General features: G+C 69.2%; 22 protein-coding genes and 2 pseudogenes. 6 read left to right on the top strand and 18 right to left on the bottom strand.

What is annotated here, in order from left to right; all coding sequences use genetic code 11:
* Nucleotides 1-51: 51 nt before the first annotated feature.
* The 5 genes from ABZ909_RS11335 to ABZ909_RS11315 form a co-directional block, all read right to left on the bottom strand.
* Entirely contained in the window at nt 52-741 is a 690-nt protein-coding gene (locus ABZ909_RS11335; protein WP_356997838.1) for a hypothetical protein, read from the bottom strand.
* A 267-nt stretch (nt 742-1,008) separates the two neighbouring features.
* Nucleotides 1,009-1,209 carry a hypothetical protein gene (locus ABZ909_RS11330; protein WP_356997837.1) on the bottom strand — a complete coding sequence of 67 codons (201 nt, stop codon included), beginning with the start codon at nt 1,207-1,209 and terminating at the stop codon, nt 1,009-1,011.
* 169 nt (nt 1,210-1,378) lie between these two features.
* Nucleotides 1,379-2,365, bottom strand: a complete 987-nt coding sequence (locus ABZ909_RS11325) for a cytochrome c oxidase assembly protein (protein ID WP_356997835.1) — start codon at nt 2,363-2,365, stop codon at nt 1,379-1,381.
* Nucleotides 2,366-2,428: 63 nt separating this feature from the next.
* Nucleotides 2,429-4,114 (bottom strand): metallophosphoesterase, encoded by a 1,686-nt coding sequence (locus ABZ909_RS11320; RefSeq protein ID WP_356997833.1) that lies wholly within the window; start codon nt 4,112-4,114, stop codon nt 2,429-2,431.
* A gap of 113 nt (nt 4,115-4,227) precedes the next feature.
* Nucleotides 4,228-4,923 (bottom strand): TetR-like C-terminal domain-containing protein, encoded by a 696-nt coding sequence (locus ABZ909_RS11315; RefSeq protein WP_356997832.1) that lies wholly within the window; start codon nt 4,921-4,923, stop codon nt 4,228-4,230.
* Nucleotides 4,924-5,023: 100 nt separating this feature from the next.
* Between ABZ909_RS11315 and ABZ909_RS11310 the strand changes: the two genes are divergently transcribed.
* Nucleotides 5,024-7,192 (top strand): MMPL family transporter, encoded by a 2,169-nt coding sequence (locus ABZ909_RS11310; protein ID WP_356997830.1) that lies wholly within the window; start codon nt 5,024-5,026, stop codon nt 7,190-7,192.
* A 26-nt stretch (nt 7,193-7,218) separates the two neighbouring features.
* Here the strand turns inward: ABZ909_RS11310 and ABZ909_RS11305 are convergent, their stop codons facing one another.
* The 5 genes from ABZ909_RS11305 to ABZ909_RS11285 all read right to left on the bottom strand — a co-directional run bounded on the left by ABZ909_RS11305 (nt 7,219) and on the right by ABZ909_RS11285 (nt 10,795).
* Nucleotides 7,219-7,881: a DedA family protein gene (locus ABZ909_RS11305; protein ID WP_356997828.1), complete on the bottom strand. Its 663-nt coding sequence runs from the start codon at nt 7,879-7,881 to the stop codon at nt 7,219-7,221.
* 45 nt (nt 7,882-7,926) lie between these two features.
* Nucleotides 7,927-9,255, bottom strand: a complete 1,329-nt coding sequence (locus ABZ909_RS11300; RefSeq protein WP_356997827.1) for a hypothetical protein — start codon at nt 9,253-9,255, stop codon at nt 7,927-7,929.
* 147 nt (nt 9,256-9,402) lie between these two features.
* Nucleotides 9,403-10,053, bottom strand: coding sequence for a DUF3159 domain-containing protein (locus tag ABZ909_RS11295; protein WP_356997826.1), 651 nt, complete (start codon nt 10,051-10,053; stop codon nt 9,403-9,405).
* Between the two features lie 74 nt (nt 10,054-10,127).
* The gene (locus ABZ909_RS11290) at nt 10,128-10,457 is read right to left on the bottom strand and encodes a DUF202 domain-containing protein (RefSeq protein WP_356997824.1); all 330 of its coding nucleotides are present in this window, start codon (nt 10,455-10,457) and stop codon (nt 10,128-10,130) included.
* Nucleotides 10,454-10,795 (bottom strand): DUF202 domain-containing protein, encoded by a 342-nt coding sequence (locus tag ABZ909_RS11285; RefSeq protein ID WP_356997822.1) that lies wholly within the window; start codon nt 10,793-10,795, stop codon nt 10,454-10,456. The genes ABZ909_RS11290 and ABZ909_RS11285 overlap by 4 nt, the downstream gene beginning before the upstream one ends.
* A gap of 61 nt (nt 10,796-10,856) precedes the next feature.
* Between ABZ909_RS11285 and ABZ909_RS11280 the strand changes: the two genes are divergently transcribed.
* Nucleotides 10,857-11,018, top strand: coding sequence for a hypothetical protein (locus tag ABZ909_RS11280; RefSeq protein WP_356997821.1), 162 nt, complete (start codon nt 10,857-10,859; stop codon nt 11,016-11,018).
* 1 nt (nt 11,019) lies between these two features.
* Here ABZ909_RS11280 and ABZ909_RS11275 read toward each other — a convergent pair whose 3' ends face one another.
* Nucleotides 11,020-11,568 (bottom strand): helix-turn-helix domain-containing protein, encoded by a 549-nt coding sequence (locus ABZ909_RS11275; protein WP_356997820.1) that lies wholly within the window; start codon nt 11,566-11,568, stop codon nt 11,020-11,022.
* A 75-nt stretch (nt 11,569-11,643) separates the two neighbouring features.
* On the opposite strand from ABZ909_RS11275, the gene ABZ909_RS11270 reads away from it, so the two are divergent.
* Together ABZ909_RS11270 and ABZ909_RS11265 are read left to right on the top strand one after the other, a co-directional pair.
* Nucleotides 11,644-12,987, top strand: a complete 1,344-nt coding sequence (locus tag ABZ909_RS11270) for a DUF3887 domain-containing protein (protein ID WP_356997819.1) — start codon at nt 11,644-11,646, stop codon at nt 12,985-12,987.
* Between the two features lie 2 nt (nt 12,988-12,989).
* On the top strand, nt 12,990-13,418 hold the full coding sequence (locus ABZ909_RS11265; protein ID WP_356997817.1) for a hypothetical protein: 429 nt from the start codon (nt 12,990-12,992) through the stop codon (nt 13,416-13,418).
* On the opposite strand, the gene ABZ909_RS11260 is transcribed toward ABZ909_RS11265, so the two are convergent.
* The 6 genes and pseudogenes from ABZ909_RS11260 to ABZ909_RS11235 form a co-directional block, all read right to left on the bottom strand.
* A complete protein-coding gene (locus ABZ909_RS11260) occupies nt 13,415-14,578 on the bottom strand; it encodes a low temperature requirement protein A (protein ID WP_356997816.1) in 1,164 nt (387 codons plus the stop codon). The two genes, ABZ909_RS11265 and ABZ909_RS11260, sit on opposite strands and share 4 nt — an antisense overlap.
* Before the next feature lie 42 nt (nt 14,579-14,620).
* Nucleotides 14,621-18,106, bottom strand: a complete 3,486-nt coding sequence (locus tag ABZ909_RS11255; protein WP_356997814.1) for a protein kinase — start codon at nt 18,104-18,106, stop codon at nt 14,621-14,623.
* Between the two features lie 47 nt (nt 18,107-18,153).
* Nucleotides 18,154-18,369 carry a hypothetical protein gene (locus ABZ909_RS11250; protein WP_356997812.1) on the bottom strand — a complete coding sequence of 72 codons (216 nt, stop codon included), beginning with the start codon at nt 18,367-18,369 and terminating at the stop codon, nt 18,154-18,156.
* Nucleotides 18,370-18,815: 446 nt separating this feature from the next.
* A complete protein-coding gene (locus ABZ909_RS11245; RefSeq protein WP_356997811.1) occupies nt 18,816-19,400 on the bottom strand; it encodes a Uma2 family endonuclease in 585 nt (194 codons plus the stop codon).
* Between the two features lie 170 nt (nt 19,401-19,570).
* Nucleotides 19,571-19,951, bottom strand: a complete 381-nt coding sequence (locus ABZ909_RS11240; protein WP_356997929.1) for a cupin domain-containing protein — start codon at nt 19,949-19,951, stop codon at nt 19,571-19,573.
* A gap of 439 nt (nt 19,952-20,390) precedes the next feature.
* A pseudogene (locus ABZ909_RS11235) lies at nt 20,391-20,545 on the bottom strand (23S rRNA (adenine(2503)-C(2))-methyltransferase RlmN); the annotation flags it as partial.
* 58 nt (nt 20,546-20,603) lie between these two features.
* Here ABZ909_RS11235 and ABZ909_RS11230 point away from each other — a divergent pair.
* Nucleotides 20,604-21,262, top strand: a pseudogene (locus ABZ909_RS11230) (transposase); the annotation flags it as partial.
* 113 nt (nt 21,263-21,375) lie between these two features.
* Here ABZ909_RS11230 and ABZ909_RS11225 read toward each other — a convergent pair.
* A complete protein-coding gene (locus ABZ909_RS11225) occupies nt 21,376-21,771 on the bottom strand; it encodes a VOC family protein (protein ID WP_356997810.1) in 396 nt (131 codons plus the stop codon).
* 64 nt (nt 21,772-21,835) lie between these two features.
* Between ABZ909_RS11225 and ABZ909_RS11220 the strand changes: the two genes are divergently transcribed.
* Entirely contained in the window at nt 21,836-22,438 is a 603-nt protein-coding gene (locus tag ABZ909_RS11220; RefSeq protein ID WP_356997809.1) for a PadR family transcriptional regulator, read from the top strand.
* The last annotated feature ends 159 nt before the right edge of the window (nt 22,439-22,597 follow it).

Raw genomic sequence — 22,597 nt, 5'->3', positions numbered from 1 at the left:
CCACGGCCCGGACAGACCGGGGTGGTCCCGGTCCGGCCCCTACTCAGCGGCTCAGCTGGCGGCCGGGGTGGAGTCCGGCGCGTTCAGGCGGTTGAACAGGCCGATGCCGACCGCGATGGCGGCGGGCACACCGGTCACCACCAGACCGGCCGCGGCGCCCAGCGGGATACCGATCGCGGCGCCGGCGACGCAGCCCGCGATACCGGCCGGAACCGACATGACCACGACACCGGCGATGGCGCCGCCCGCCGCGCCGATGGCACAGCCGGCCACACCGCCGATGAGGGTGCCCAGCAGGGTGCCCATGGAGGTGGCGATGCCGAACTGGTTGACCGCGGCGGAGAACGCGGCGTCCTGGTCGGCCTGGCTGGCGACGTCCTTGACGACCGGAGCCGGGAGAGCCGGGGCCGGGAAGGCGGCGGCCGGGTCCATGTTCGGGGTGAAGGTGGCGGTGTTGCCGTCGATCCGGGCGGCGACCGGGTGGGCGACGTCACCGGTGATGATGTCGAGCGGGAACTGGGTGACCAGGCCGCCGTTGTTGTCACGCACCTGGAACTGGCCGTCCTGGGTGGTCAGCGAGCCCGCGTCGGTCTTCAGCACCACCGAAGCGCCGTCGATCTTGGTGTCCCAGTGGATGCCGGGGGCGGCGGCGGCCGCCGGATCGGCATAGGCGGTCCCGGCGGAGATGCCGAGGGCCGCGATGGCCAGGGCCGAGGTGGCGGCAAACTTGGTGAAACGCATAAACTTCTCGTCGCTTTCTTGAACGGGCGCTTCCCTCCTGGGAGCGAGGTCCTCATCGAGCACCCCGAACAGGATAGGTCAGCAAATGTTGCCTACTTGTTGCCAAACCGTAGCAAAAACACATCGTGGAGTATGTTTTGCGTAAAGATGGCGTTCACTGAGCCTTTTATGAGTGATCCAGGCAACCTTTCGGCGCATATAGAGGCCCGCCTCACACCCCCATCGAGGGCCTTTTCTTCGCGAGCCGATAGCTACTGGTTCACCGGATCATCGATGCTGGACGAATCCGATGCCGATGATCTGGCCGCGGGCACCCCGGTCAGGATCAGGCCGGCCGCCGCGCCCAGCGGAATGCCCGATGCCCGTACCGGCCGGGCAGCCGACCCAAGCCATGCCCTCGAGCACCGGCAAGCTCCCGAGGGCCGCAATGACGAGGGCCGAGGTGACGGCGAGTTTGCCGAACTGCATGACTACCGGCTTTCTTGCAGGCGTACTTCCCACCCCCAGGGAAGGACGCGCTTGTGAAGCGGCCTAGTCAAGTGTCCAGCAGTTGGGAGCTGAGCGGTAGCCAACAGGCGTATCGATAGCCGATATCACTGACTCCCAATCTTGGTGAGACAGGTCACTTTTCGGCGGATCAGCGGCGGAAGCGCTCGCGCAGCTGCGGATCGTTCTCCCACCACAGTCCGGTGGACACCGGCTCGTCGTCCGCCTCCGCGGCCCGGATCGCGGTGCGCGACACCGCCTTCCGCCGCGCCCGCGCCGCCTCCGCGGCATCCAGCTCGGCATCCACCTCCCCGGCCCTGCGCTTCTCGTCGGCGGCGAAGGCCCGCATGACGACCAGCGAGTAGATCAGCCCGAGGAAATCGCCGAGCAGCCACAGGATGCCCGCGCCGATCGTCTGGTCCAGGCGCGCGTCCGGACCCCAGGTACGGCCGAGCGAGCCGTAGTAGCCGGTGGCGATCAGTGGCCCCAGCCACAGCACGATGCCGAGGATGCCGTCGGCCAGGGACTCCGCGATGGTGATGAGCAGCGACAGACCCTGCGTGAAGTGCTTGGGCACCGGATCGATCTGCAGGCGCGAGTAGAAGTACAGGAACCCGATGGCCACCACGATGATTCGCGTGACCGCGTCGACGCCCCCGTGCCGCAGCACCGACTCGTACCAGGGCGAGAGGAACAGCACCCAGGGCAGCAGCAGGATCAGCATCGAGGCGGTGGCCGGGTGGGTGAGCAGCCGGGCGACACTGCCGGAGAGCATGGCGTCCAGGCGTTTCCGGCCCGCCGGGCCCAGCGCCGCACGCAGCACGGTGAACGGCGCACCGGCCGCGAGGGCGAAGGGCACCAGGTAGAGCAGCAGGAGCACCTGCAGCGCGCGCACCCAGAACAGGGTGTCGGAGTACACGCCGATCATGCCGACGCCGGTGTACAGCCACACCCCCAGCCCGGCCAGCCCGAAGTAGAGGGCCCGGCTCACCGGAAGCTGCTCGCCGCGCTGTCTTCCCTTGAGGAAGCAGGCCGTATACGCGAGTCCCAGGAGCGCGGTGACCAGCACGGTCGAGGTGTCCCACCGCCAGGAGCTCACCAAACTGCTCAGCTGCAGCGGTGTATGGGTCTGTAACACGGCACCCAGTATGCGCCGTGCCGCCGCGAGGGTCGGCACGGCTACCGGGAAGGCGGTGCGGGGCTAGCGGGAGACCAGGCGGCGGTAGGTCACGGTGTCGAATTCGCGCCCATGCTCATCGACCGCGACCACGTCCATTTCGCTGGAGAACACGCCGGGCCGCACATCCACGCGAATGAACGAGTAGCGGCTGAACCGCACCCGCGACCAGGCGACGGCCTCCTTGCCCTCCTTGCCGTCGGAACCCCACAGGGTGCTCTCCGGCACGAAGGTGTCGGGCTGCTCGTTGCCGCGGTAGGTGTCGCCTGCGGCGAAGGTGCCGTGCGCCGCGCCGCCTCCGCCGACCACGTAGTAGACGGTGCCGTCGGTGTCGGGGTAGACGATCGAGTTGTCGGGTGCGGCCTTGGTCGGCTGCCCGCCGCGCATCGGGTCGGTGCGCTCGAAGTTGTGATTGTGGCCCTGCAACACCAGATCGACCCGGTACTTGTCGAACAGGTCGGCCCAGGCCCCGCGCACGCCGCCGTCGCTGGCGCCGCCGATGCCGGTGGCGTAGGCGCATTCGTGAAAGAAGCAGACGATGAAGTCGATGCTCGGGTTCGCGCGGTAGCCGGCCAGGGTGGATTCCACCCAACTGTTCTGTGCGCCACCGGAATAGCCGAGGTTGGCGCGCACCTGCCAGCTCACCTCGTTGGCGTCCAGCGACAGCACCGCGACATTGCCGTAGGTGAAGGAGTACACCGACGGGCAGCCCGCGGGCCCGTTGTCCGGAAAGTCCATGCGCGCCGTCAGGCCGCCGTAGCCGTGATTGCCGTAGACGGCTTCCATGTCGTGGTTGCCGGTGGCGAACATCCAGGGCACACGGCCCGCGCTGCTCTCGATGGCCTGCAGGTAGGTGTCCCACACGAACGGGTTGTAGGCGTCGATGGCGTCGGTGTCGGCCTTGCCGTTGGGCACGAACCAGTCCGGGCCGCCGCCGTGGGAGGTGTCGGCATAGCAGATGTCGCCGGCCAGAATGTGGAATTCCGGGTTGCTGGCGACGATCTGGCGCTGGATGTTCTCGGCATTGCGGGAGCTCGGGGCGTCGCCCTCGCCGTACTTGTTGCGGTAGGCGCCCGCCGGCATGCCCGCGGGCAGTGCCGGGGTGTCGTCGACGCCCTGGTCGCCCATCATGGTGAAGCGGAACGGCAGCAGCGCGGCGCGCGAGGTCGGCATGGCGGTGTTCGCGGAGAGTACGTCGCTGCTGTAGCCGTCGGCGGTACGCCAGCGGTAGAAGTGCGGCAGGCGGCCGGGCAGTCCGTCGACGGGGGCGTGGACGTAGAACTGTTCGGCCGACAGCACTCCCCCGTCGGTGCGCGGGAGCTGGGTGACCAGATTGCGGACCTCGGCCTCGAGGGTGCCGCCCAGTGCGGGGGTCGGGCCGTGGTCGAGGAAGACCTTGGTGGCGCCCGGGTTTCGCGACAGCTGGGCGGAGAAGCGCAGCTGACTGGCGGCGTCGGTGCCGTACCCGACGCGGCGGCCGCCGACGGTCAGCGGCGCGTCGTCGGCGTAGGCGATGCCGCGGCCGCCGAAGGCGGAGCCGAGTCCGGCGGCCATGGCCGCGGCGGCGCTGCCCCACAGGAAGGTGCGGCGGCTCACCCGATGCCGTTTCAAATACGAACGGTGCCAGTCGTATTGCTCGTCCATCGTCATCTGCGCGGCGAGCTGTGCCGGAATACCCGTGCGGGGCACCGTGCCGAGGGGGTTCAGCATCGAGAAAACCTTGTCACCATGAGTCCGTTTGCGCGGTCATCAAAACGCGGCAAGCTTACGGTCTCGCGACATGGCGGTGAACACAGGACAATTCGCGCGGCTAGTCGTCCGAATCAGGCGGGCAGCGCGATGTGCGGGTCGGTCGAGCGGTACGGCTCGGCGCGCGGGCCGGTGGCGAAGCCGCGCAGCACGGTGGCGACGGCATGGTCGATGGCCGCCTCGCGGTCGGCGGGCTCGGCGTCGGCCAGCGGGCCGTCGACGATGAGGCTCGCCAGCCCGTGTACGGCCGCCCACGCGGTGAATTCCGCGCCGGGACGCTGACGTGGATCCATGAATCCAGCCGCGACCAGGGCGTCGATTCCGACCCCGATGAGCTGGAAGATGGGGTCCTCGAGCACCTCTTTGTGGACGTCGACATCGCTGCCGCAGAACGCGGTCCGGAACAGGCCGCGCTCCCGCTCGGCGTATTCGATGTAGGCGCGCCCGGCGGTGGCCAGCCGGGCGATCGCGGTCGCGGTCGGATCATCTTGCGCCGGAACATTTTTCATCGCGCCGTCGAGGGCCTCGAACAGGGCTTCCTCGGCCTGCTCGCGCACCGCGGCGAGCAGTTCCTCATGGCCGTTGAAATGGCGGTACGCGGCGGTGGCGGTGACGCCGACCGCACGCGCAGCGGCGCGGACGGTGACCGCGGCGGGCCCGCCGATCTCGGCGAGCTGCGCGGAGGCGCTCACCAGGGCATTGCGCAGGTCCCCGTGGTGGTAGGGACCCTCGCGAGCGGGTTTCTTCGCCACATCGTCGGTGATGTCCACGACATTGATGTTGACACCTGTACAGATTTGGAGGCAAGTTAACACCCATAAAGTTCACGCCCGTCAACATCAACTCGCACGCTTCCGAGAGGAATCACCGATGAGCGCATTACTGGGCCGGATCGGCGACTTCGCCTTCCGGCGCCGCGGCCTGGTCGTCTCGATCTGGGCCATCCTGCTGATCGCCGTCGTCGGCGGTGCCGCGCTCGCGGGCGGCCGTCTCGACGACCGCTTCACCGTGCCCGGGGCCGAGTCCCAGCGGGCGCTCGACACCCTGTCCGAGACCGCGCCGGACGCGGCTGGAGCCAACGCGCAACTGGTCTTCACCGCGCCGGCGGGCCACCTCATCACCGAGGCGCCCTATCGCACGGCGATCCAGCACACCCTCGAGGTCGCCGGAACCGCGCCGGGAGCGATCGGGGTGACCACGCCCCAGCAGGCGGGAGCCGTCTCGCAGGACCAGCGCACCGCGATCGGTGTCGTGCACTTCGACGGCGACCGGTCCAAGGTGACCAGCGCCGCTCGGGACGCGGTCGAACGGTCCGGCGAGACCGCGCGCGAGGCCGGGCTGGACGTGTCGGTCGGCGGCTCGGCGTACGGGGCCGGGGAAATGAAGCCGGGCGTCACCGAGATCCTCGGGCTCGGGGCGGCGGTGCTGGTCCTGTTGATCACGTTCGGATCGCTGGTGGCGGCCGGAATGCCGATCCTGTCAGCGGTTTTCGGCATCGCGGTCACCGTGGGCGGGCTGTCGGCCCTGAGCGCGGCAGTGCCGGTGTCGTCGACCGCGCTGACGCTGGCGCTCATGCTGGGCCTGGCGGTCGGGATCGACTACGCGCTGTTCATCCTGTCCCGGCATCGGTCCCAGCTGGCCGCCGGGCTGACGCCCCGGGAATCGGCGCGGCGAGCCAACGAGACCGCGGGCAGCGCAGTCGTTTTCGCGGGCACGACGGTGATCATCGCGCTGGCCGCGCTGAGCGTGATCGGCATTCCGTTCCTGACCGTCATGGGGCTGGCCGCCTCCGGCGCGGTGCTGATCGCGGTGGCGGTGGCGCTCACACTGCTGCCGGCGCTGGCCGGATTCGCCGGTGCCCGGCTGACGCCGCGGGCGGGCTCGCGCGCCCACCGGCGGGCCACCGCCACCGGAGCCGACAGCATGGGCGCCCGCTGGGCACGGCTGGTCACCGCGCGGCCGCTCGTCACCGTGGTGGCAGTGGCCGGGGCGCTGATCCTGCTGGCCCTGCCCGCCGCCTCACTGCGAATGGCCCTGCCCGACAATGGTTCCGCCGCCGCGGCGACGGGTCAGCGGCAGGCCTACGACACCATTGCCGAGAAGTTCGGACCCGGATTCAACGGCCCGCTGGTGGTCGTCGTGGACGCGCCAAACGGCGACACCCGGGCCGCCGCGACGGTCGCCGACACGGTGCGCGGACTGCCCGACGTCACATATGTCGCACCGCCACAGCCGACCCAGCGGGCGGGCCAGTCGCTGGTCATGGTGGTTCCCGCCAGCGCGCCGGAGTCGCAGCAGACCACCGATCTGGTCCACGCCATCCGCGATCGGGCCGGCGCGGTCCCCGGGGCCGACGTGGCCGTCACCGGCGACACCGCGGTCACCATCGATGTCTCGCAACGGCTTTCCGCGTCCCTGGTGCCGTTCCTGGGCATCGTGGTCGGCCTGAGCCTGGTGCTGCTGGTCCTGGTGTTCCGGTCGATCGCGGTACCGGTGAAGGCGGCGCTCACCTTCCTGCTGTCGGTCGCGGCGGCGCTGGGCACCACGGTCGCGGTCTTCCAATGGGGTTGGGCCGCGGACCTGTTCGGTGTCTCGAAGGTCGGGCCGGTGGTGAGCTTCCTGCCGATCATCCTGGTGGGCGTGCTGTTCGGGCTGGCCATGGACTACCAGGTGTTCCTGGTGTCCGGGATTCGCGAACAGTGGCTGCACCGCCGCGATGCGGGGGCGTCGATCATCGAGGGCACCCGCCACAACGCCCGGGTGGTGACGGCCGCGGCGACGATCATGGTGGCGGTCTTCGCCTCCTTCGTCCCCACCGACGACGCCATGATCAAGCCGATCGCCTTCGCCCTGGCGGTGGGCGTGCTGGTTGACGCGTTCGCAGTCCGGCTGACGCTGGTCCCCGCGGTTCTGGCCCTGCTCGGCCGCCGTGCGTGGTGGCTGCCCCGCCGCCTGGATCGGGTGCTGCCGACGCTGAATATCGAAGGGCCGCAGGAGGACAGCGAGCCGGAGCCGCAGCGCGAGCTGGCGACGGTCTGAGTGTGGACGCCCGAAACCGGTTGGGCTCAATCGGTTTCGGGCGTCATCAGTCCCTCGTGGGTCGCCTCGTACTCGGCCTCGAAGGCCCGCTCGCGGCGCCGTTCGCGCAGCTTCCACGCGATCAGCGCGAACACGACGATGGCGACGACACCGATGGCCAGGTCCCGGCCGACCGTCTTGGCCACCGCCTCGTAGGACTGCCCGGCCACGAAGCCGAGCACCACGAACGTGATGCCCCAGACGATTCCACCGGCCGCATTGAACAGCAGGAAGCGCCGGTAGGGCATACGCGAGGTGCCCGCCAGCGCGGGCATCATGGCCCGGAAGAATGCGGTGAACCGACCCAGGAACACCGCCCAGCCCCCGCGCCGGGCCAGATAGTCCTGGGCGCGGTCGAGGCGGCCGCGATGCCGATCCAGCATCGAGGCCTGCAGCAGCCGCGGGCCCACGTGCTTGCCGACCTCGTAGCCCACGCTGTCACCGATGATGGCGGCGGCCACCACCAGCAGGATCATCAGCCACAGCAGCACATGTCCCTGACTGGCGGCCACACCGCCGAGCACCGCCGCCGTCTCACCGGGAATCACGAAGCCGACGAAGAGCGCGTCCTCGGCGAACACCAGCAGGGTGACGACCAGGTACACCCAGATCGGCGCAATATCCAATATCCGGTGCAGCAGCGAATTCATGTTGGCCACGGTACTCAGGGCGCTCGACCCGAGTGTTGAGGACGCTCATCTCGCGGAGGCCGCCACCGGAGCCTGCTCGGGTCGCCGCCGCAGCAGCGCCCACAGGCCCAGCGCGCAGCCCACCGCGAGCGCGATGGCCGCGCAGCCCGGTGCGAACGAGGTGAAATCGGCGATGGTGCAGGGCTTTCCGGGGTCGATCAGCAGGCAGTGCCCGCGCCGGGTGTAGTCGCGCAGCGCGAGCACCGGTGAGGGCACGTAGATCAGGGCGATGCCGAGCACCCGGGTGGAGCCGTAGCGCGGGGTGACCGCGCCGAAGCAGTAGCCGGCCAGCAGAGCGAGCAGCGCGTGTCCGAGCACCGTGAGGACGACGGGATGCCCGGCCGCGACCGTCAGCACCGTGAAGACGGACAGGCCGATGACGCCGACCGCGGCGGCCCGCACACCGGGCCAGCGGATACCCGCGACCAGCCCGCTGGCGACCAGCACCATGAGTCCCGGGATCGACCAGCCCGGAAGGCTTGCCACGAGGACAGCGCTGCCCGTCCCGACGACCGCCACCGCGAGCAGCACCTGGACACCGTCCCGCTTGGGCAGCATGAACGCGGTGAGCACGGCCCCGGCCGCCGTGGCCGCGGCCGTCACCGCGATGGCGAGTGGGCTGCCGCCGTGGCGGGCCAGCACCCCGGACCCGACCAGGCTGACGCCGATCATGAACGCGCCCGCGATGATCGGGACGATAGGCAGCTGGATCGAATGTGTTTCCGCTGGATGCGCGCCCGGCTCGCGCAGGAACCGAAGTCCGATGACGAGCAGGGCCAGCGCGATCAGCCACAGCGGATGCGTGCCGATGGCGGGCCAGTTCTGCGGGAAGTGCGGATCGGCCACCTTGGCTTGGGTTTCCGGGATGACGTCATGGGCGACCACGCCGCCGATCGCGCCCAGCAGCCACGCCGACGTCTCCCAGGTGTACCGGGATTCGACGTGGGAGCGGGACAGCACCCCGGCCCCCGAACCGCCGAGTATGAGGCCGCCGGCAATGGAATCCAGGAAGTTCAGGGTGGCCAGCGACGTGCCGAGCACAGCGTGCCGCCCCAGCAGGTGGTCGACGAACAGCAGCGCCGCCCCGCCCAGCGCCACACCCCAGCGCAGGCTCTGCCCGCCCAGCGCGGTGGACAGCACCGCGGTCGCGATCGCGACCAGCGCCCCCGCCGCAATCGCCTGCGGCAGGCTGAAGACCAGCAGTTCCAAGTGCAGCGCCGAACTGCGCGAGGTCCACGCGAAGTCGATGGGCACCATGAGCGACAGCCCGGCTATGAGCGCCGCCAGGAACGCGGTGCCCGCCTCGATGACGTCGCGGCCGCCCCGGATCCTCATCGGGATCCGGTGGACCGAGATCCGTCCAGCCGCTGACCAGCACTCATGGCGCCAGATTAGCAATCACCACGCTATCGATCAGGGAGGTCGGCGGCCGCGTTCCCCAGCCCGTGATTCGCTCACTCCGTGCCGGTGCGCATGCCTGGCTCAGCCCGTTTCGACCGCTGTCCGCTGCGGCGCGGGGCGGCCCTGCGCCGACCGCCGCAGCAGCAGCCAGGTCACCAGGATCATGACGACGATGGACGGTTTGCCCAGGATCAGGGTCGCAACGCCCAGCAGGACCACCTTGTCGGCGAGGTACAGCGGGACGATCACCGCGAGGTGCACCAGCCAGAAGATCAGCCAACCCAGGGTGATTCGCCGGTGCAGGGCCAGGTACGCGACGGGTGGGTCGGCCGGTTCCAGGCGCAGCCGCTGGGTGATCCACAGGCTGAGTGGGCGGCGCGCGAACAGGCTCACGCCGAACGCCGCCGAGAGCAGGACGCAGCCCAGGAGGTCGGGCAGATAGAAGTCCCGGCCGCGACCGGTGCACACGACGAACACGGAGTACAGCGCGACCACCGCGATGGAACCGCCGACCACCTTGACCGAATCGCCACGGACCAGGCGGTAGCCGCCCAGCGCGACGGCCACCACGAGCGCGAGCCCGATCCCGATCCACGGGTCGAAAAGCTTGTATCCGAGCAGGAAACCGACCGCGGGCGCGGCCCCGTCGGCGATGTGCCGCGGGCCGCGATGCTCGAGGAACTTGCTCCACGCGTCCTTCAGGTCGGTGCGCCGGTGACCTGTACCACTCATGCGGCCGAACCTACTGCAGAAGTACTGCAATCACGAACGGTCCGGGGAAATACCGTGCGGCGGGCGGAATCCCGCTAGGCCCGGTGCGCGAGGACCATCGCCATTGCGGCGACCCCCACCGCCGCCACACCCGCGGTCACCAGGAGCAGCAGCGGCGCGGTGCCGCGATGCGCGCCGCGGTGCAGACTCCGGCTGCGCGCCACCGCGATTACCGCCAACAGCATCATGACCGCGGCCGCGCCCAGCGGCAGCAGGCCGGTCGGCCGCCAGCCGATCCCGCCCTCGGCGGCCACCTTCGTGAACAGCGCGGCACTGGCGATGGCGGAGATGGCGGTGCGCCGCCAGGCCAGCGCGGTGCGCTCGGTCGCCAGTCCGGGATCGCGGGCGATCGCCGGCGAGTTCACAGGCTGAGCACACCGACCACGGCGATCGCGGAGATCACCGCGACGCCGGCCGCGAGTACCGGGATCAGCACATTGCCCGGCAGCGGTTCGCCCGCCCGCATGGCCCGTTCCACCTTGCGCCACTGGGTGTACGCCCCGACTGCGAGCACCACCGCCAGCAGGATGGCCGACATGGCGATGGCCGCGCGCAGGCCGTGGATGCTGAAGCGTTCGACCAGCGTGTGGACGGCGACGCCGCCCGCGAGCAAGCCCAGCGCGGTGCGGATCCAGGCCAGGAAGGTGCGTTCGTTGGCGAGGGTGAAGCGGTAGTCGAGTTCGGTCTGCTCTTCGGAAGCCACCCCTCCAAGTTATTGCATAATAACTGCAATAGCAGCACAGTGTGAGCACTCGGACAGGCCGGTGAGCGGCCACAGCTGCGCGCGCCGGCGCTCATCGACACCCCTGATCCGCCCGGGCCGCAATGATGCCGCGGCACCCGAATACCGGGCCGCCCTCGATCTCACCGCGAACGACGCCGAGCGCGCCTACCTGCGCCGCCGGCTCGGCGAGGTCGAAGGCTGATTCAGCCGGCCGGGTCGGCGGGCGCCTGTTCGATCGGAAAAAGGATGGGGCTCAACAGGTATTGGTCGCGGCCGGCGGCGGGCTGGTTGGCCAGGCGCGGCAGGATCACCTCGCGCAGCTCCGCGATCAGCTGCTCGAGCTCGTCGCGGTTCAGCCAGAGTGCGTGCTGGCGGAAACCGACGAGATCGGCTGCCGGATCTGCGTTCTCGCCGTCGAGGTAGGCGTTGAATTCGGCGACGAGCACGGCCATCGCGAGGGCGAAGATCGGGCGGTAGCCGTCGGCGGGCAGTGCGGCGGCGGCCTCGGCGCTGATGGCCGCGTTCTCCTGACGCAGCCGGTAGCGGCGCTCGACCGCGCCGCGCACCCGCCGCTCCTCGGCGACCTCGAGGATGCCGGCGGCGGTGAGGGCGTCGACGTGGCGGTACACGGTCGCTTTCGAGGTATCGGGCAGGCGGGCGCAGAGGTCGCCGGTGGTCAGGGTGCGGTCGCCGCGCAGGGCGTGCACGATGCGCAGCCGCGCCGGATGTGCCAGCAGCTCGAAGGTTTCCACTTCCCAACCTTCTCATAAGCTGCTACCTTTCTCAATCATAAGAATGGTTGCACCTATTGAGAAAGGTTCGGGGAAGTGACCGTTGACATCGATCCCGAGACCGTGGCCACCACCGTGGCCGACCTACTGCGAAACGAACGATTCGACGAGTTGGCGGACCTGTTCGCACCGCCACTGGCGGACGTGGTGTCCGCAGAGACCGTCCGGGCCGGGTGGACCGGTGAGATCGCCAAGATCGGCACGGTGCGGTCGGTCGGCTCCGCGGTCACCCGGCCCGCCGCCGACGGGCTGACATCGGTGCAGATACCGGTCACCTGTGAGCGGGGTGCGCTCGCGGTACGCCTGGCGGTGGACGCGGCGGGCCGGCTGCACGGGCTCCGGCTCGCCGCACCGGCCGAATCCGACTGGACGCCACCGGATTACGCGGTGCCGCGTAGATTCCGCGAACGGGACGTCACCCTGGGCGCGGGCGCCACCGCGGTGTCCGGCACGCTGACCCTGCCCGTCGGGAACGGATCCGGGCCCGCCGTGGTGCTGGTGGCCTCCGGGCCCGCCGACCGGGACCTCACCACCGGACCCAACAAACCGTTCAAGGACCTGGCGTGGGGACTCGCCACTCGCGGCGTCGCGGTGCTGCGTTTCGACAAACTGACCCACGCGCACAGCGAATTCGAGAGTGCGGCGGGATTCACCATGGTCGAGGAGTACCTGCCGCATGCCCGTGCGGCGGTCGAGGTGCTGCGCCACGAGCCCGGGGTGGACTCCGCCCGGATCTTCGTGGTCGGGCACAGCGGCGGCGGTAAGGCCGCGCCGCGCATCGCGGCCGCCGACCCGGGCATTGCCGGGGTGGCGATACTGGCCGGGGATACCGTGCCGCTGCCGCGGTCGATACTGCGCGCGCTGCGGCACATCGCGGCGGTCGAGCCCGATCAGGACATCGGCGAGTTGCAGGAGAGCATGCGTGCCCGGGCGGCACGGACCGAAAGTCCCACGCTGTCAACCGAAACCCCGGCCGTGGACCTGCTGTTCAACTGGCCCGCGTCGTATTGGCTGGACCTGCGGGACTACGACCAGGTCGCCACCGCGGCCGCGCTGGACAGACCCATCCTGCTCATCCAGGGTGGCCGCGACTATCAGGTCACCGCCGACGAGGACCTGCCGCTGTGGGAGGCCGGGCTGGCCGGGCGACCCGATGTCACCATTCGTGTCCACCCCACGGTCGACCACATGCTCTGCTCCGGTACCGGGCCGTCCACACCCGGTGCCTACCTGCGACCGCAGCACGTCGATCCGGCGGTGATCAGCGATATCGCCGACTGGCTCGGCGCGGAACCGGTCCGGCCGGGGCTGAGTGAACGCCTGGCACAGGGCTGGAAACGCTTGCGCGGCACGGCCTCTCGAGCCAGCATCAGCGGATGAAAATGAGACATGTTGCAGCGGTGACGGCGACGGCGGCGGCCGCGCTCGGGATCGCGTCCGGAAGCGCGGGCGCGGCACCCATGCACACCCGCGACACCGCCATCGCGCTCGCCTATCTCGACGCGCTGATCAGCCACGACGCGTCGGCGGTGCCGTTCGCGCCGGACGCGACGCGGGTTGAAGCGGGCCTGCAGACCGGCTTTTCGGGGCCGCAGCTCACCTACGATCTCGAACACGGACCGCAGTATTCGCTCGTGCAGCGCTGCTACAACCTGCGCCTGACCGAGGCGGACGGTGTGGTGACGGCGCGGTATCTGCTGGACTCCGGCGTCGCGGGGGTGCGGCTGGTGACGGTGGACATCACCGAAACCTTCGTGATCAGTGACGGTCTCATCCACACCATCGACGCCACCATCGTGCCGGTCGGCTAGCTCGCCCGGGAGCGGCGCATGAGCTGCAGCGGCCGTCCCGTCGACACCACCCAGTACTCGAAGGCGTTGAGGCCGGCCAGGATCGCGGTCGCCGCGGCCAGCGTCGCGATCTGCGGCAGCAGCGGCGCGGCGGCGGTCAGGACCGCCAGCGCCAGCGCGGTGACGAACCGGCCGAGGGTGGCCGCGCCGAACATACGCCAGCGGGTGAACAGGAAGGTGGTCACGTACAGGGTGGCGCCCAGCGGCAGCAGATATCCGGTCACGCTGTGCGCCACCGCGGTCGGATGCTCGACCATGGTGCGCGCGCCCACCGCCACCAGCACCAGGCCGGTCACCAGCAGCAGGTGCCCGTAGCTGAGCACATCCCGCACGACCGTGCCACGCACCTGGTTCGTGCGCAGCGAATGCTCGACCGCGGCGAAACCGTAGGCGAAGTACAGCCACCACAGGCCGCAGCCGAGCACGAAGATCAGCACCACCGCCATCCAGGCCACCACCCCCAGGTGTGCTTCCGCCGCTTGGGAACCCACCGAGGCCACGGTCTCGCCGAGCGCGATGATGACGAAGGTGGCGAAGCGTTCGGGCAGATGGGTCGCGCCGAACTGGACCTTCTCCAGGCGGCGCGCCAGCAGCGCCGGACCGCCGAAGGCCAGCGCCACCGCAATGATCCAGAGCCCGTTGCGCATTCCGCCCGCGGGCGCGAGTGCGGCCACCACCAGGAGCACCGCCGCGGCCAGCGTCACGGTGAACGGATTTAGCCAGTTCCCGAAGGTCCCCGCCGACGAGAACGCCCGCTTGTGCTGCATCTCCCCCCACAGCAGCAGCCGCAGCGCCAGGTGCGCGCCGGCCAGCAGCAGCGGTTGCGCGTGCCCGGTGAACGCGTGTGGCGCGGTGATCGCGATGACGAACATGCACAATCCGCAGGCGAACAGGAATATCCGCTGCTGGTTCGAATCCTCCACCCCGTGCACGGCCAGCGTGGTCCCCACCCACGACCACCACATGATTCCCAGCAGCAGCACCGTCTGCCCGACCGCGCCCCAGCTCTGCCCCGCCACCGCCACATGCGCGGCCTGCGTCACCGCGAACACCAGCACCAGATCGAAGAACAACTCGGCCCAACTGGCCCGCTCGTGCGCCTCGTGTAGAGGTTCAGTCACACCCGTAAATCCCTGCCTAGCTCCACATCCAGCGAAGTCACTCTAGATCGTCTGGGCGGCATCGGCTTCCGCCAGGGCACGGAGAAAGGCGGGTGGGACCTCGGGCCAGTCGGGGTGCCAGTGGCCAGCGGCCTGGTCGGCGGCGAGGGCAGCGAGGGTGGCGACGACGTGAGGACCGCCGTCGAGGATGTAGCGGACCGAGCCGTGTTCGGCGCACTGGGCGGTGACGGTGGCGAGCAGGGTCTTGGCGGCGTCGGTGCGGCCGGTGGCGGCCAGACAGGCGACCAGGAGGCGGCGGGCCTTCAGGAGTTCGCGGGGGCGGCGGACGGCTTCGAGCTCGTCGACCCATTCCTGGGCCCAGGTACGGGCCAGTTCCCGGGATTCGGTACCGGATTCGGCCAGCAGCAGGCGGATGGCGGTGAATTCCTCGTAGAGGACGGTGAATTCGTCGATGGGGTCGATCGGGGTACGCCGGTGGGCGTGGTCGACCACCGCGAGCGGGCCGAAGTCGGGGTGCGGTGGCAGGCCCAGGCGTAGCCGCTCGTTCTCGACCTCGGCGCGCAGGCGGGGCAGCGACATCGAATCGGCCACGCGCGCACCCTCGTTCAGGCGGCGGATGGCGGCGGCGCGGTCGCCGCGCAGCGCCTTCACCCGGGCGCCCACCACGTAGCGGGCCAGTTTGAAGTCGACGACACCGGCGTCGGCGCCCAGTTTGTAGCCCTCGTCGAGCAGGCGCTCCGCCTCGGCGACCTCGCCACGCTCGTAGAGCAGTTCACCGAGCAGCGATCCGGCCAGGCGGGCGCCGTAGGAATGGCTGCCGCCGGATTGCTTGGCGATCCTCAGAGCGCTGCGGAAGTACTCCTCGGCGCGCGGGATGTCGAGTTGCAGGCTGGCTGCCAGGCCCAGAAAGCACAGGCCGTGAACATTGTTGTAGTAGCCCTTGTTCCGGCGCATGTACGGGGCCGACCACTCCTGGATGCGGATCGCCTCCTCGAAGTCGTAGCGGTAGCCCGCGGCGAAGCTCGCGCAGTTGGCGCCGATGGCCACCACATACGGTGAGAGCTCGTCGGCCATGGCGAAACACGGTGCGAGCCAATCCTCCACGCCGGTCAGCACATCCGCGCGGACTGTCACCACCGCGTGCACCACGCCCGCTTCGGCGCGCAGCCGGGCCGTGGTCTCCCGGTCGAGGTCGCCGCGCTCGAGCGTGTCTTCCGCCAGGGACAGCGCACGTTCGGCTGGACCGGCCCGGTGCAGCAGGATGTTCGCCCACGCCAGATCCAGTTGCAGCCGCGGATGGGATTCGATGACGGCCGGCGGCAGCTTGTTCACCAGGCCGATGAGGCTGGCCATCTGACCGTATTCGAGCAGCGATATGCCGTCGCGCTCCACGATTTCGACCGCGCGCTGCTCGTCGCCGGCCAGCAAGGCGTGGTCCACCGCCTCGCTCACGTGCCGGTGCCCGGCGAACCACTCCGAGGCCGCGCGATGCAGGCGGTCGATGTCCTCGGGCCGATCGTGTTCGAGCCGTTGCCGCAGGAAGTCCTGGAACAGCTGGTGGTAGCGGAACCACGGGCCGCCGTCGACCCGGCGCAGGAACAGGTCCTGCTGCTCGATCCGTTCCAGCAGCGCCTGCCCGTCGGGCGCGCCGGTGAGCGCGGCGGCCAACTCGCCGCAGGTGCGTTCGGTGACCGAGGTCGCCACCATGAAGTCGAGCACGCCGGGTTCGAGGGTCTCGAGCACGTTCTCGGCGAGGAATTCGCCGATGGCGTGGTGGCGTCCGGTGAGCCGCCCGATCAGCTGCCCGGGATCGTCACTGCCGCGCAGCGACAGAGCGGCCAGTTGCAGTGCCGCGACCCAGCCGCCGGTGGATTCGGTGAGGTCGGCCACGTCGTCGCGGTCCAGTTCCAGCCCGCCCAGCTCGACCAACAGGGCGTAGGCTTCGCCGGCGGTAAATCGCAGTGCGGCGGTGTCGATTTCCACCAGTTCGTCGCGGGCGCGCATGGAGCTCATGGGCAGGCCGGTCTGGTGGCGGCTGGTCACCAGCATGCGCAGCACCGGACTGCAGCTCTCGATCAGGAAGCGCAGCGCGGCCTGGGTATTCGGGTCGCTCACGCGATGCCAGTCGTCGATGACCACGGTCAGCGGCTCGCCGCGCTGGTCGATGTCGTTGATGAGCGAGGTGAGCACGAAGCGCCCGGCCTCGTCGCCGTGTTCCTCGAGCAGTTCGCCCAGTTCACGCGCCAGGGCGGGCCGGACCGCACGCACCGCTTCGATCAGGTGGGAGAGGAACCACACCACATTGTCGTCGTCGCTGTCGACGGTCAGCCAGGCCACCGATCCCCCGGCCGCGGTGACCGCCGCGCACCATTGCGCGGCGAGGGTGGTCTTGCCGAAACCGGTGGGGCCGTGGACGACCGCGAGCCGGCGATCGCTACCCGAGCGCAGCGCGTCGAGCAGGCGCGGGCGGTCCACCAGGGCCCGGGTGAGGGTGGGCGGGCGCAGCCGGGTGGCCGGGACCGGCGGCGTGGCGGTGGTGGTGCGGGAGCGCCGGCGCCCGGCCTGGGGCGGGGTGGTGCGGCCGACGGTCCGGGCCCGGTCCGCCGGCGGCGGTGGTTCCGCGGCGGGCGCCGGAATCGGTATGTCGTCGGGCGGCAGCCCGTGCCGTTGCTGGATATCCCGCAGCGCCGCACCGAATTCGGCGGCGGAGCCGGGGCGCTGGGAGCGCTCGCGCGCCATGGCCGCCTCGATCGCCCCGGTGAGGTCGGCGGGCAGGCCCTCCCCGGTCAGGTCCGGCATCGGATGTCTGGTGATCCGCACGAACTGTGCGACCAACTGTTCCCCGCTCCGCCGTTCGAACACCGCGTGCCCGGTGGCCGCGCAGAACAGGGTCGCCGCCAGGCTGTAGACATCGGCGGTGACATCCGGAGCCTGCCCCTGCAGCACCTCCGGCGCGGTGTAGGCGGGCGACCCGGTGATCGTGCCCGCCGCGGTCTCGAATCCGCCTGTCAGCCGCGCGATTCCGAAATCGGCCAGCTGCGGCTCCCCGTACTCGGTGAGCAGGATGTTCCCGGGCTTCACATCCCGGTGCAGCAGTCCCCGCCGATGCGCCGTCTCCAACGCCCCCGACAGCCGCACCCCGAGATGCAGCACCTCCGGCCATTCGACCGGCCCGCCCTGCTGTATCCGGGTATCGAGCGACCCGTGCGCGTGGAACGGCATCACGATGTACGGCCGCCCGGTGTCGGTGGACCCGACCTCGAACACTGTCACGATGTTCGGATGCCCCGACAGCTTCCCCATGGCGAGCTGCTCGCGTACGAATCGTTCCAGGCTGTCGGATTCCAGATCCGCGGTCAGTACCTTGATGGCGACGGTTCGCCCCAGCGAGTGCTGAAAGCAGCGGTACACCACGCCGAATCCCCCGCGCCCCACCTCGATCGGCTCCCCGAACCCGGCAGCCGCCAGCTCCGCCGCGAACCCGAGGGTCTGTTCGCGGCGCGTGGAAAACGGATCGACATGCGCCACAGCGACCCCGATACGAGAACGAGCCAGTCATCCCGAGCATAAGCCGATCACCGCCACCGCGCGCGGATCTCCGGCCGCGTGAATCTGCGCCGCGCATCGGTCAGCCAGTCGGGCCGTTCCCGCCGCAGCCGCAGCACCTCCCCGACAGTCCAGCCGCAACCCAGTTCCGGCAGGTCCCCGACCGCGATGTTCAACCGCGCGGCCGCGACCGCGCGCTTCAAGGGCGTTGCCGCCGAGGCACTTCGATTCCGCTTCGTTGTCATGGTCGTCAATGTTGGGGACGGTCCCTGCGGCAGCGCGGCGGTTCGGCGACTTCGCACCCCTCGGTGGTTCAGTGCGGCCGGACGAATTCCTCGGAGTCGAGGTCGAGGGCATAGAGTCGAGGGGATAGCGGAGCTCGATGCGGAGTTCCCCGAGCGTGATGTCGATGGCGGCGTCGAAGCGGGCGGCCGGCAGGCCGTCGGGCGCGCTTGTCGGAGGTTCGGTAACCATCGGTATTTCGTCGTCGAACTCGCTGTCGCGCACTGAAATACATTTGCGTACAACCGAATGGCGCTGTGTTCCAACCAATCTCGGCATCGGCGACCGAGAAACCGATGCCGGTCAGCTTCTCGGAGAGTGCCCAGAGCTCCGCGGCCACGCCACGATCGCCGGATTTCGCGCTGGTCGCCCAGCGGCGCCCGCATCGGCGTTCCTGGAACGAAGCGGATCAGTCCAGGCCGAGATCAAGTTGATTCCAGCTGATCGTGACATCGAGCGGGTCCAGTACATCGACGGCCATCGCATCGCCGCGAGCCCGCAGCGCCGTGGTCTCCCGGACATAGGTGCCGTCGGCGGCGAGTCGTAGCATCTCGATCGACGTAGCGGGACCGTCGTCCTGCACCATGCGAACGATCCAGTAATGCTGGATGCCCAGGCGCGCGTACTCCGCCCACTTTTCCACCAGATCGGCCGAGATCGTATTCGGTGACACGATTTCGACAACCAACAGAGTGTCCGCGGCTGTCGGTTTGGTTTTCCATTTGCCTCGCGGCTCGTCGATATAGCGGTACACGATCGCGTCCGGCCGTTTGTAATGAAAAGGCACATCGGAAACCAGCATGTCCAGCTCGCCGCCGGCGCGCAGATACGGCGCACCCTCGGGACGCTTGGCCACCGCCTCGCGCAGGGCTGCCTTGATATTGTCGCTGATCGCAACATGATTCGGCGACGGCGGTTCGCAATGGACGATCATGCCATCACGGATCTCCACGGTGCGCGCTACGTCCTCGGGCATATCCAAGTACATGGACATATCGACGACGGGGATCGTCGTACGCAGCCACGACCAGTCGACGGCCTCACTCGTGCCGTCAGCCTAGCGGGATCGTGCCGAATGCCCTCGGCCATCGGACCTTCGCGCTGCGTCGGGTCAGCCCGCGATTCCGCCCCCACGGGGATGCCGCGCGGGGGCGGGTGTACGGGTCAGTGACGGCGCGCGTAGTCGGCGGCTGCCGCCCAGTCGACGAGGACGCATGGTTCGTCGCCGACGGTCCATGCGTCGTGTCCGGGTGGGCAGATCGTGAAATCGCCCGCGCCGATCTCGCGTTCGGTACCGTCGTCCATCCGGATCCGCATCCGTCCGGACACGCAGTATCCGACGTGCAACGCCTGGCAGCTGTCCGTGCCGGCGATCGGCTTGACGTGGGTGGACCAGCGCCAGCCGGGCTGGAAGACACCGCGGCCCACCGATCCGGATCCTGCTTCGATGACTTCGAATCGGCCGGCGCCCGACTCGAACAGTCGCGTTTCGTCAGGTGTGTCGAAGCTTCTGACCTGCAAGCCCAACTCTTCGTGCGGGAGCATGTCGTCCTCGCGCACCAGGTCGAGGTTGCGGAACAGCGCGGGCCCGTCGCAGAGTTCGGCGAGCGATTCGGCGAACCCGGTGGTCTCGGGCATGGCGGAGTTCGCCATGGCCTGTTCGTAGGACGGGAACTCCACGATCTGCATGTACGTGTTGTCCCGATCGCGATCCTTGGTCTCCATGCTGTGGGTCGCGGCCCGCTTCCCCTGCGTCGCCGTGAGCCACTCGTCGAGATTCTTGTTGAATTCGTCGAGCCGCGTGGTCGTGAACTCGATCGTTTGCACAAATTTCGTCATGGCGCTCACCTTCATCGATCAGCCGCCCCGTCCATGACGCTACGCCGCCACGATCGGCATGGATACCGCCTTTGATCCTTCGGGTCGCCCCCGCCGGATCCAGCGGAGACGGCGAATTCGGCGTCGTCGGGGACCCGGAAGGTGCTCACCCCTCAGCGGCCGGCTGACCGCAGGCTGCCGCGATTTCCTGGCCGCGAGTGTCGCACACGGCGCACGGCACACCCCGAGCCTCGCTACGCCGAACGAATTCGCGCTCAACAGGTTTGGGGGGCTCGCATCCCACTTTGCAGACCGCGTCGGAGTCCGCGGGCACTATGGCGGCGAACTGGTTCCGCAGAAATGTTGCACGGCCATGTGCCATGTGCGAGGCCTGCTGGCGCTGGCGGGGAAGAAAGGCTGGACCTTGGCTGAAGCCGCGGACGATCTGACACCGAATGGAATGCAGCGGCTACTCAACAAGGCGGCGTGGGACGTCGACGGAGTCCGCGACGACGCGCGCGTAGGCCGTCGAGCACCTGGGCGATGCGGACGGTGTGCTTGTTGTCGACGAGACCGGATTCCCGACAAAGGGAGTGAAATCCGCTGGGGTGCAACGACAATACTCGGCAGCCGCCGGTCGGGTGAAGAACTGTCCGCTGGGCGTGTTCTGTGCGTACACGACCGCGAAGGGCGGCACGCTGATCGACGGGGAGTTGTATCTGCCGAAGTCGTGGACCACCGATCGGGACCGCTGCCGGGAGGCGGGGGTGCCCGACGAGGTCGACTTCGCCACGAAACAGGTTCTGGCACAAAGGATGCTGGCCCGTCCACTGGATGCCGGTGTGCCCGCTCGCTGGGTCACTGCCGACAAGGCCTACTGCGGAAGGCGCCCCGATCGGCACCAGCGGCGAGGATCTCATCCGGGTCGCCGGTGCCCGCTGGTCGGTCGAGGACTGTTTCCAGACCGCGAAAACCGAGATCGGGCTCGACCGGTACCAGGTCCGCCGCTACGACGCCTGGTACCGGCACATCACGCTGCCAGCGCAGTTCCGCATCGAGGTCGGTCAACGCTGCAGTCGGCACGCCGAAGCGAGATACATGAGAATGCTCTGCTGTGGGGATGGCCCAGCGTTGCTCGATGGCCGCGAAGGTTAGGTCCCGGCCATGGCGAACAGCTCGAGCTGCAGGCCGTCGGGGTCGCGGAAGCACAGAACCTTGCCGAACGGCGTGTCGGCCACCGGCGACCAGGTGACGCCACGTTCGTCCAGGAACGTGGACCACTCCTCGAGCGCGGCCGAGCTGTCCACCCCGAACGCCAGGTGATCCAGCCCTCTTTGGCTCGGGCGGTAATCCGAGCCGCCCTCGAGGTGCTGCTGGAACGCGAGAACGGTGCCCTTGGAGTCCATGCAGATGGTCTCCAGGAAGTCGTCGCAGTCGAGCGTAGTGATCGGCTGGAATCCGAGGAGGTCGCCGTACCAGGCGACGCTGGCGTCGCGGTCGCTGACCGACAGCGACAGGTGGGAAATGCCGGTGATCTGAGGGGACAAGACTCACTCCAATACTCCGAAACAGAGCATTACAATACTCCGGAACGGAGTATTGTGACAAGGTATGGCGCTGACTACCACTTCGTATGCGATCCTGTCCCTGCTGGCCGTCCGTCCGTGGACGACCTACGAGCTCAAACAGCAGATGGACCGGAGCCTGCGCGCGATGTGGCCACGCGCGGGCAGCGTCCTCTACGACGAGCCCAAGAAGCTGGTGCAGCACGGCCTGGCGGTGAGCCGCGCCGAGTTCACCGGCCGCCGCAGGAGCACGGTGTACGAGATCACCGAGGCAGGGCGGCAGACGTTGCGGGAGTGGCTGGACGTGCCCGGAGCCGGTCCGGTCCTGGAGTTCGAGGGCCTGCTCAAGGTGGCGTTCGCCGACCACGGTGACCTCGACCAGCTTCGCGCCAACATAGCCCGGATCAGGGTCGAGGCCGAGATCCGGATGGCCGCCGTCGCCGACCGGATGGCCGAATTCGAGCAGACCGGCGGCCCCTACCCCGACCGGCTCCCGGTCATCGCGTTGAGCGCTCGCTTCCTGCGCGAACAGAACGAGCTCCTGCTCCGCTGGGCCCAGTGGGCCGAACAGGAGACCGCCCACTGGACCGGCACGACCCCCCAGACCGGCGCTCGGGTACCGCCGGACGCGTTCTCGGATTCGGTGTGACGAACCGCTACACCGCCGAAACTGTCTGTCGGCCACCAAGATCTCTGTCTGCACTCCGGCCTATGCGGCCGCAAGTGTGTTCGGTTCGCTCCCCTGTGCCGCTCGCCCGAAACTCGATGCACCCGGGACCGAACAGATCGATCACGTCGCGGTCCCAGC

The sequence above is a fragment of the Nocardia sp. NPDC046763 genome, assembly GCF_040645495.1.
In the GTDB taxonomy this organism is placed as follows: Bacteria; Actinomycetota; Actinomycetes; order Mycobacteriales; family Mycobacteriaceae; genus Nocardia.
This window is presented reverse-complemented; position numbering and strand designations above follow the sequence as displayed.

Coding starts and splice junctions, on each gene's coding strand:
- ABZ909_RS11245 (WP_356997811.1), bottom strand. CDS start 19,400: ATGTCCATGTACTTGGATATGCCCGAGGACGTAGCGCGCACCGTGGAG.
- ABZ909_RS11320 (WP_356997833.1), bottom strand. CDS start 4,114: ATGCTGAACCCCCTCGGCACGGTGCCCCGCACGGGTATTCCGGCACAG.
- ABZ909_RS11240 (WP_356997929.1), bottom strand. CDS start 19,951: ATGCTCCCGCACGAAGAGTTGGGCTTGCAGGTCAGAAGCTTCGACACA.
- ABZ909_RS11310 (WP_356997830.1), top strand. CDS start 5,024: ATGAGCGCATTACTGGGCCGGATCGGCGACTTCGCCTTCCGGCGCCGC.
- ABZ909_RS11300 (WP_356997827.1), bottom strand. CDS start 9,255: ATGAGGATCCGGGGCGGCCGCGACGTCATCGAGGCGGGCACCGCGTTC.
- ABZ909_RS11335 (WP_356997838.1), bottom strand. CDS start 741: ATGCGTTTCACCAAGTTTGCCGCCACCTCGGCCCTGGCCATCGCGGCC.
- ABZ909_RS11250 (WP_356997812.1), bottom strand. CDS start 18,369: ATGACAACGAAGCGGAATCGAAGTGCCTCGGCGGCAACGCCCTTGAAG.
- ABZ909_RS11220 (WP_356997809.1), top strand. CDS start 21,836: ATGGCGCTGACTACCACTTCGTATGCGATCCTGTCCCTGCTGGCCGTC.
- ABZ909_RS11330 (WP_356997837.1), bottom strand. CDS start 1,209: ATGCAGTTCGGCAAACTCGCCGTCACCTCGGCCCTCGTCATTGCGGCC.
- ABZ909_RS11265 (WP_356997817.1), top strand. CDS start 12,990: ATGAGACATGTTGCAGCGGTGACGGCGACGGCGGCGGCCGCGCTCGGG.
- ABZ909_RS11295 (WP_356997826.1), bottom strand. CDS start 10,053: ATGAGTGGTACAGGTCACCGGCGCACCGACCTGAAGGACGCGTGGAGC.
- ABZ909_RS11305 (WP_356997828.1), bottom strand. CDS start 7,881: ATGAATTCGCTGCTGCACCGGATATTGGATATTGCGCCGATCTGGGTG.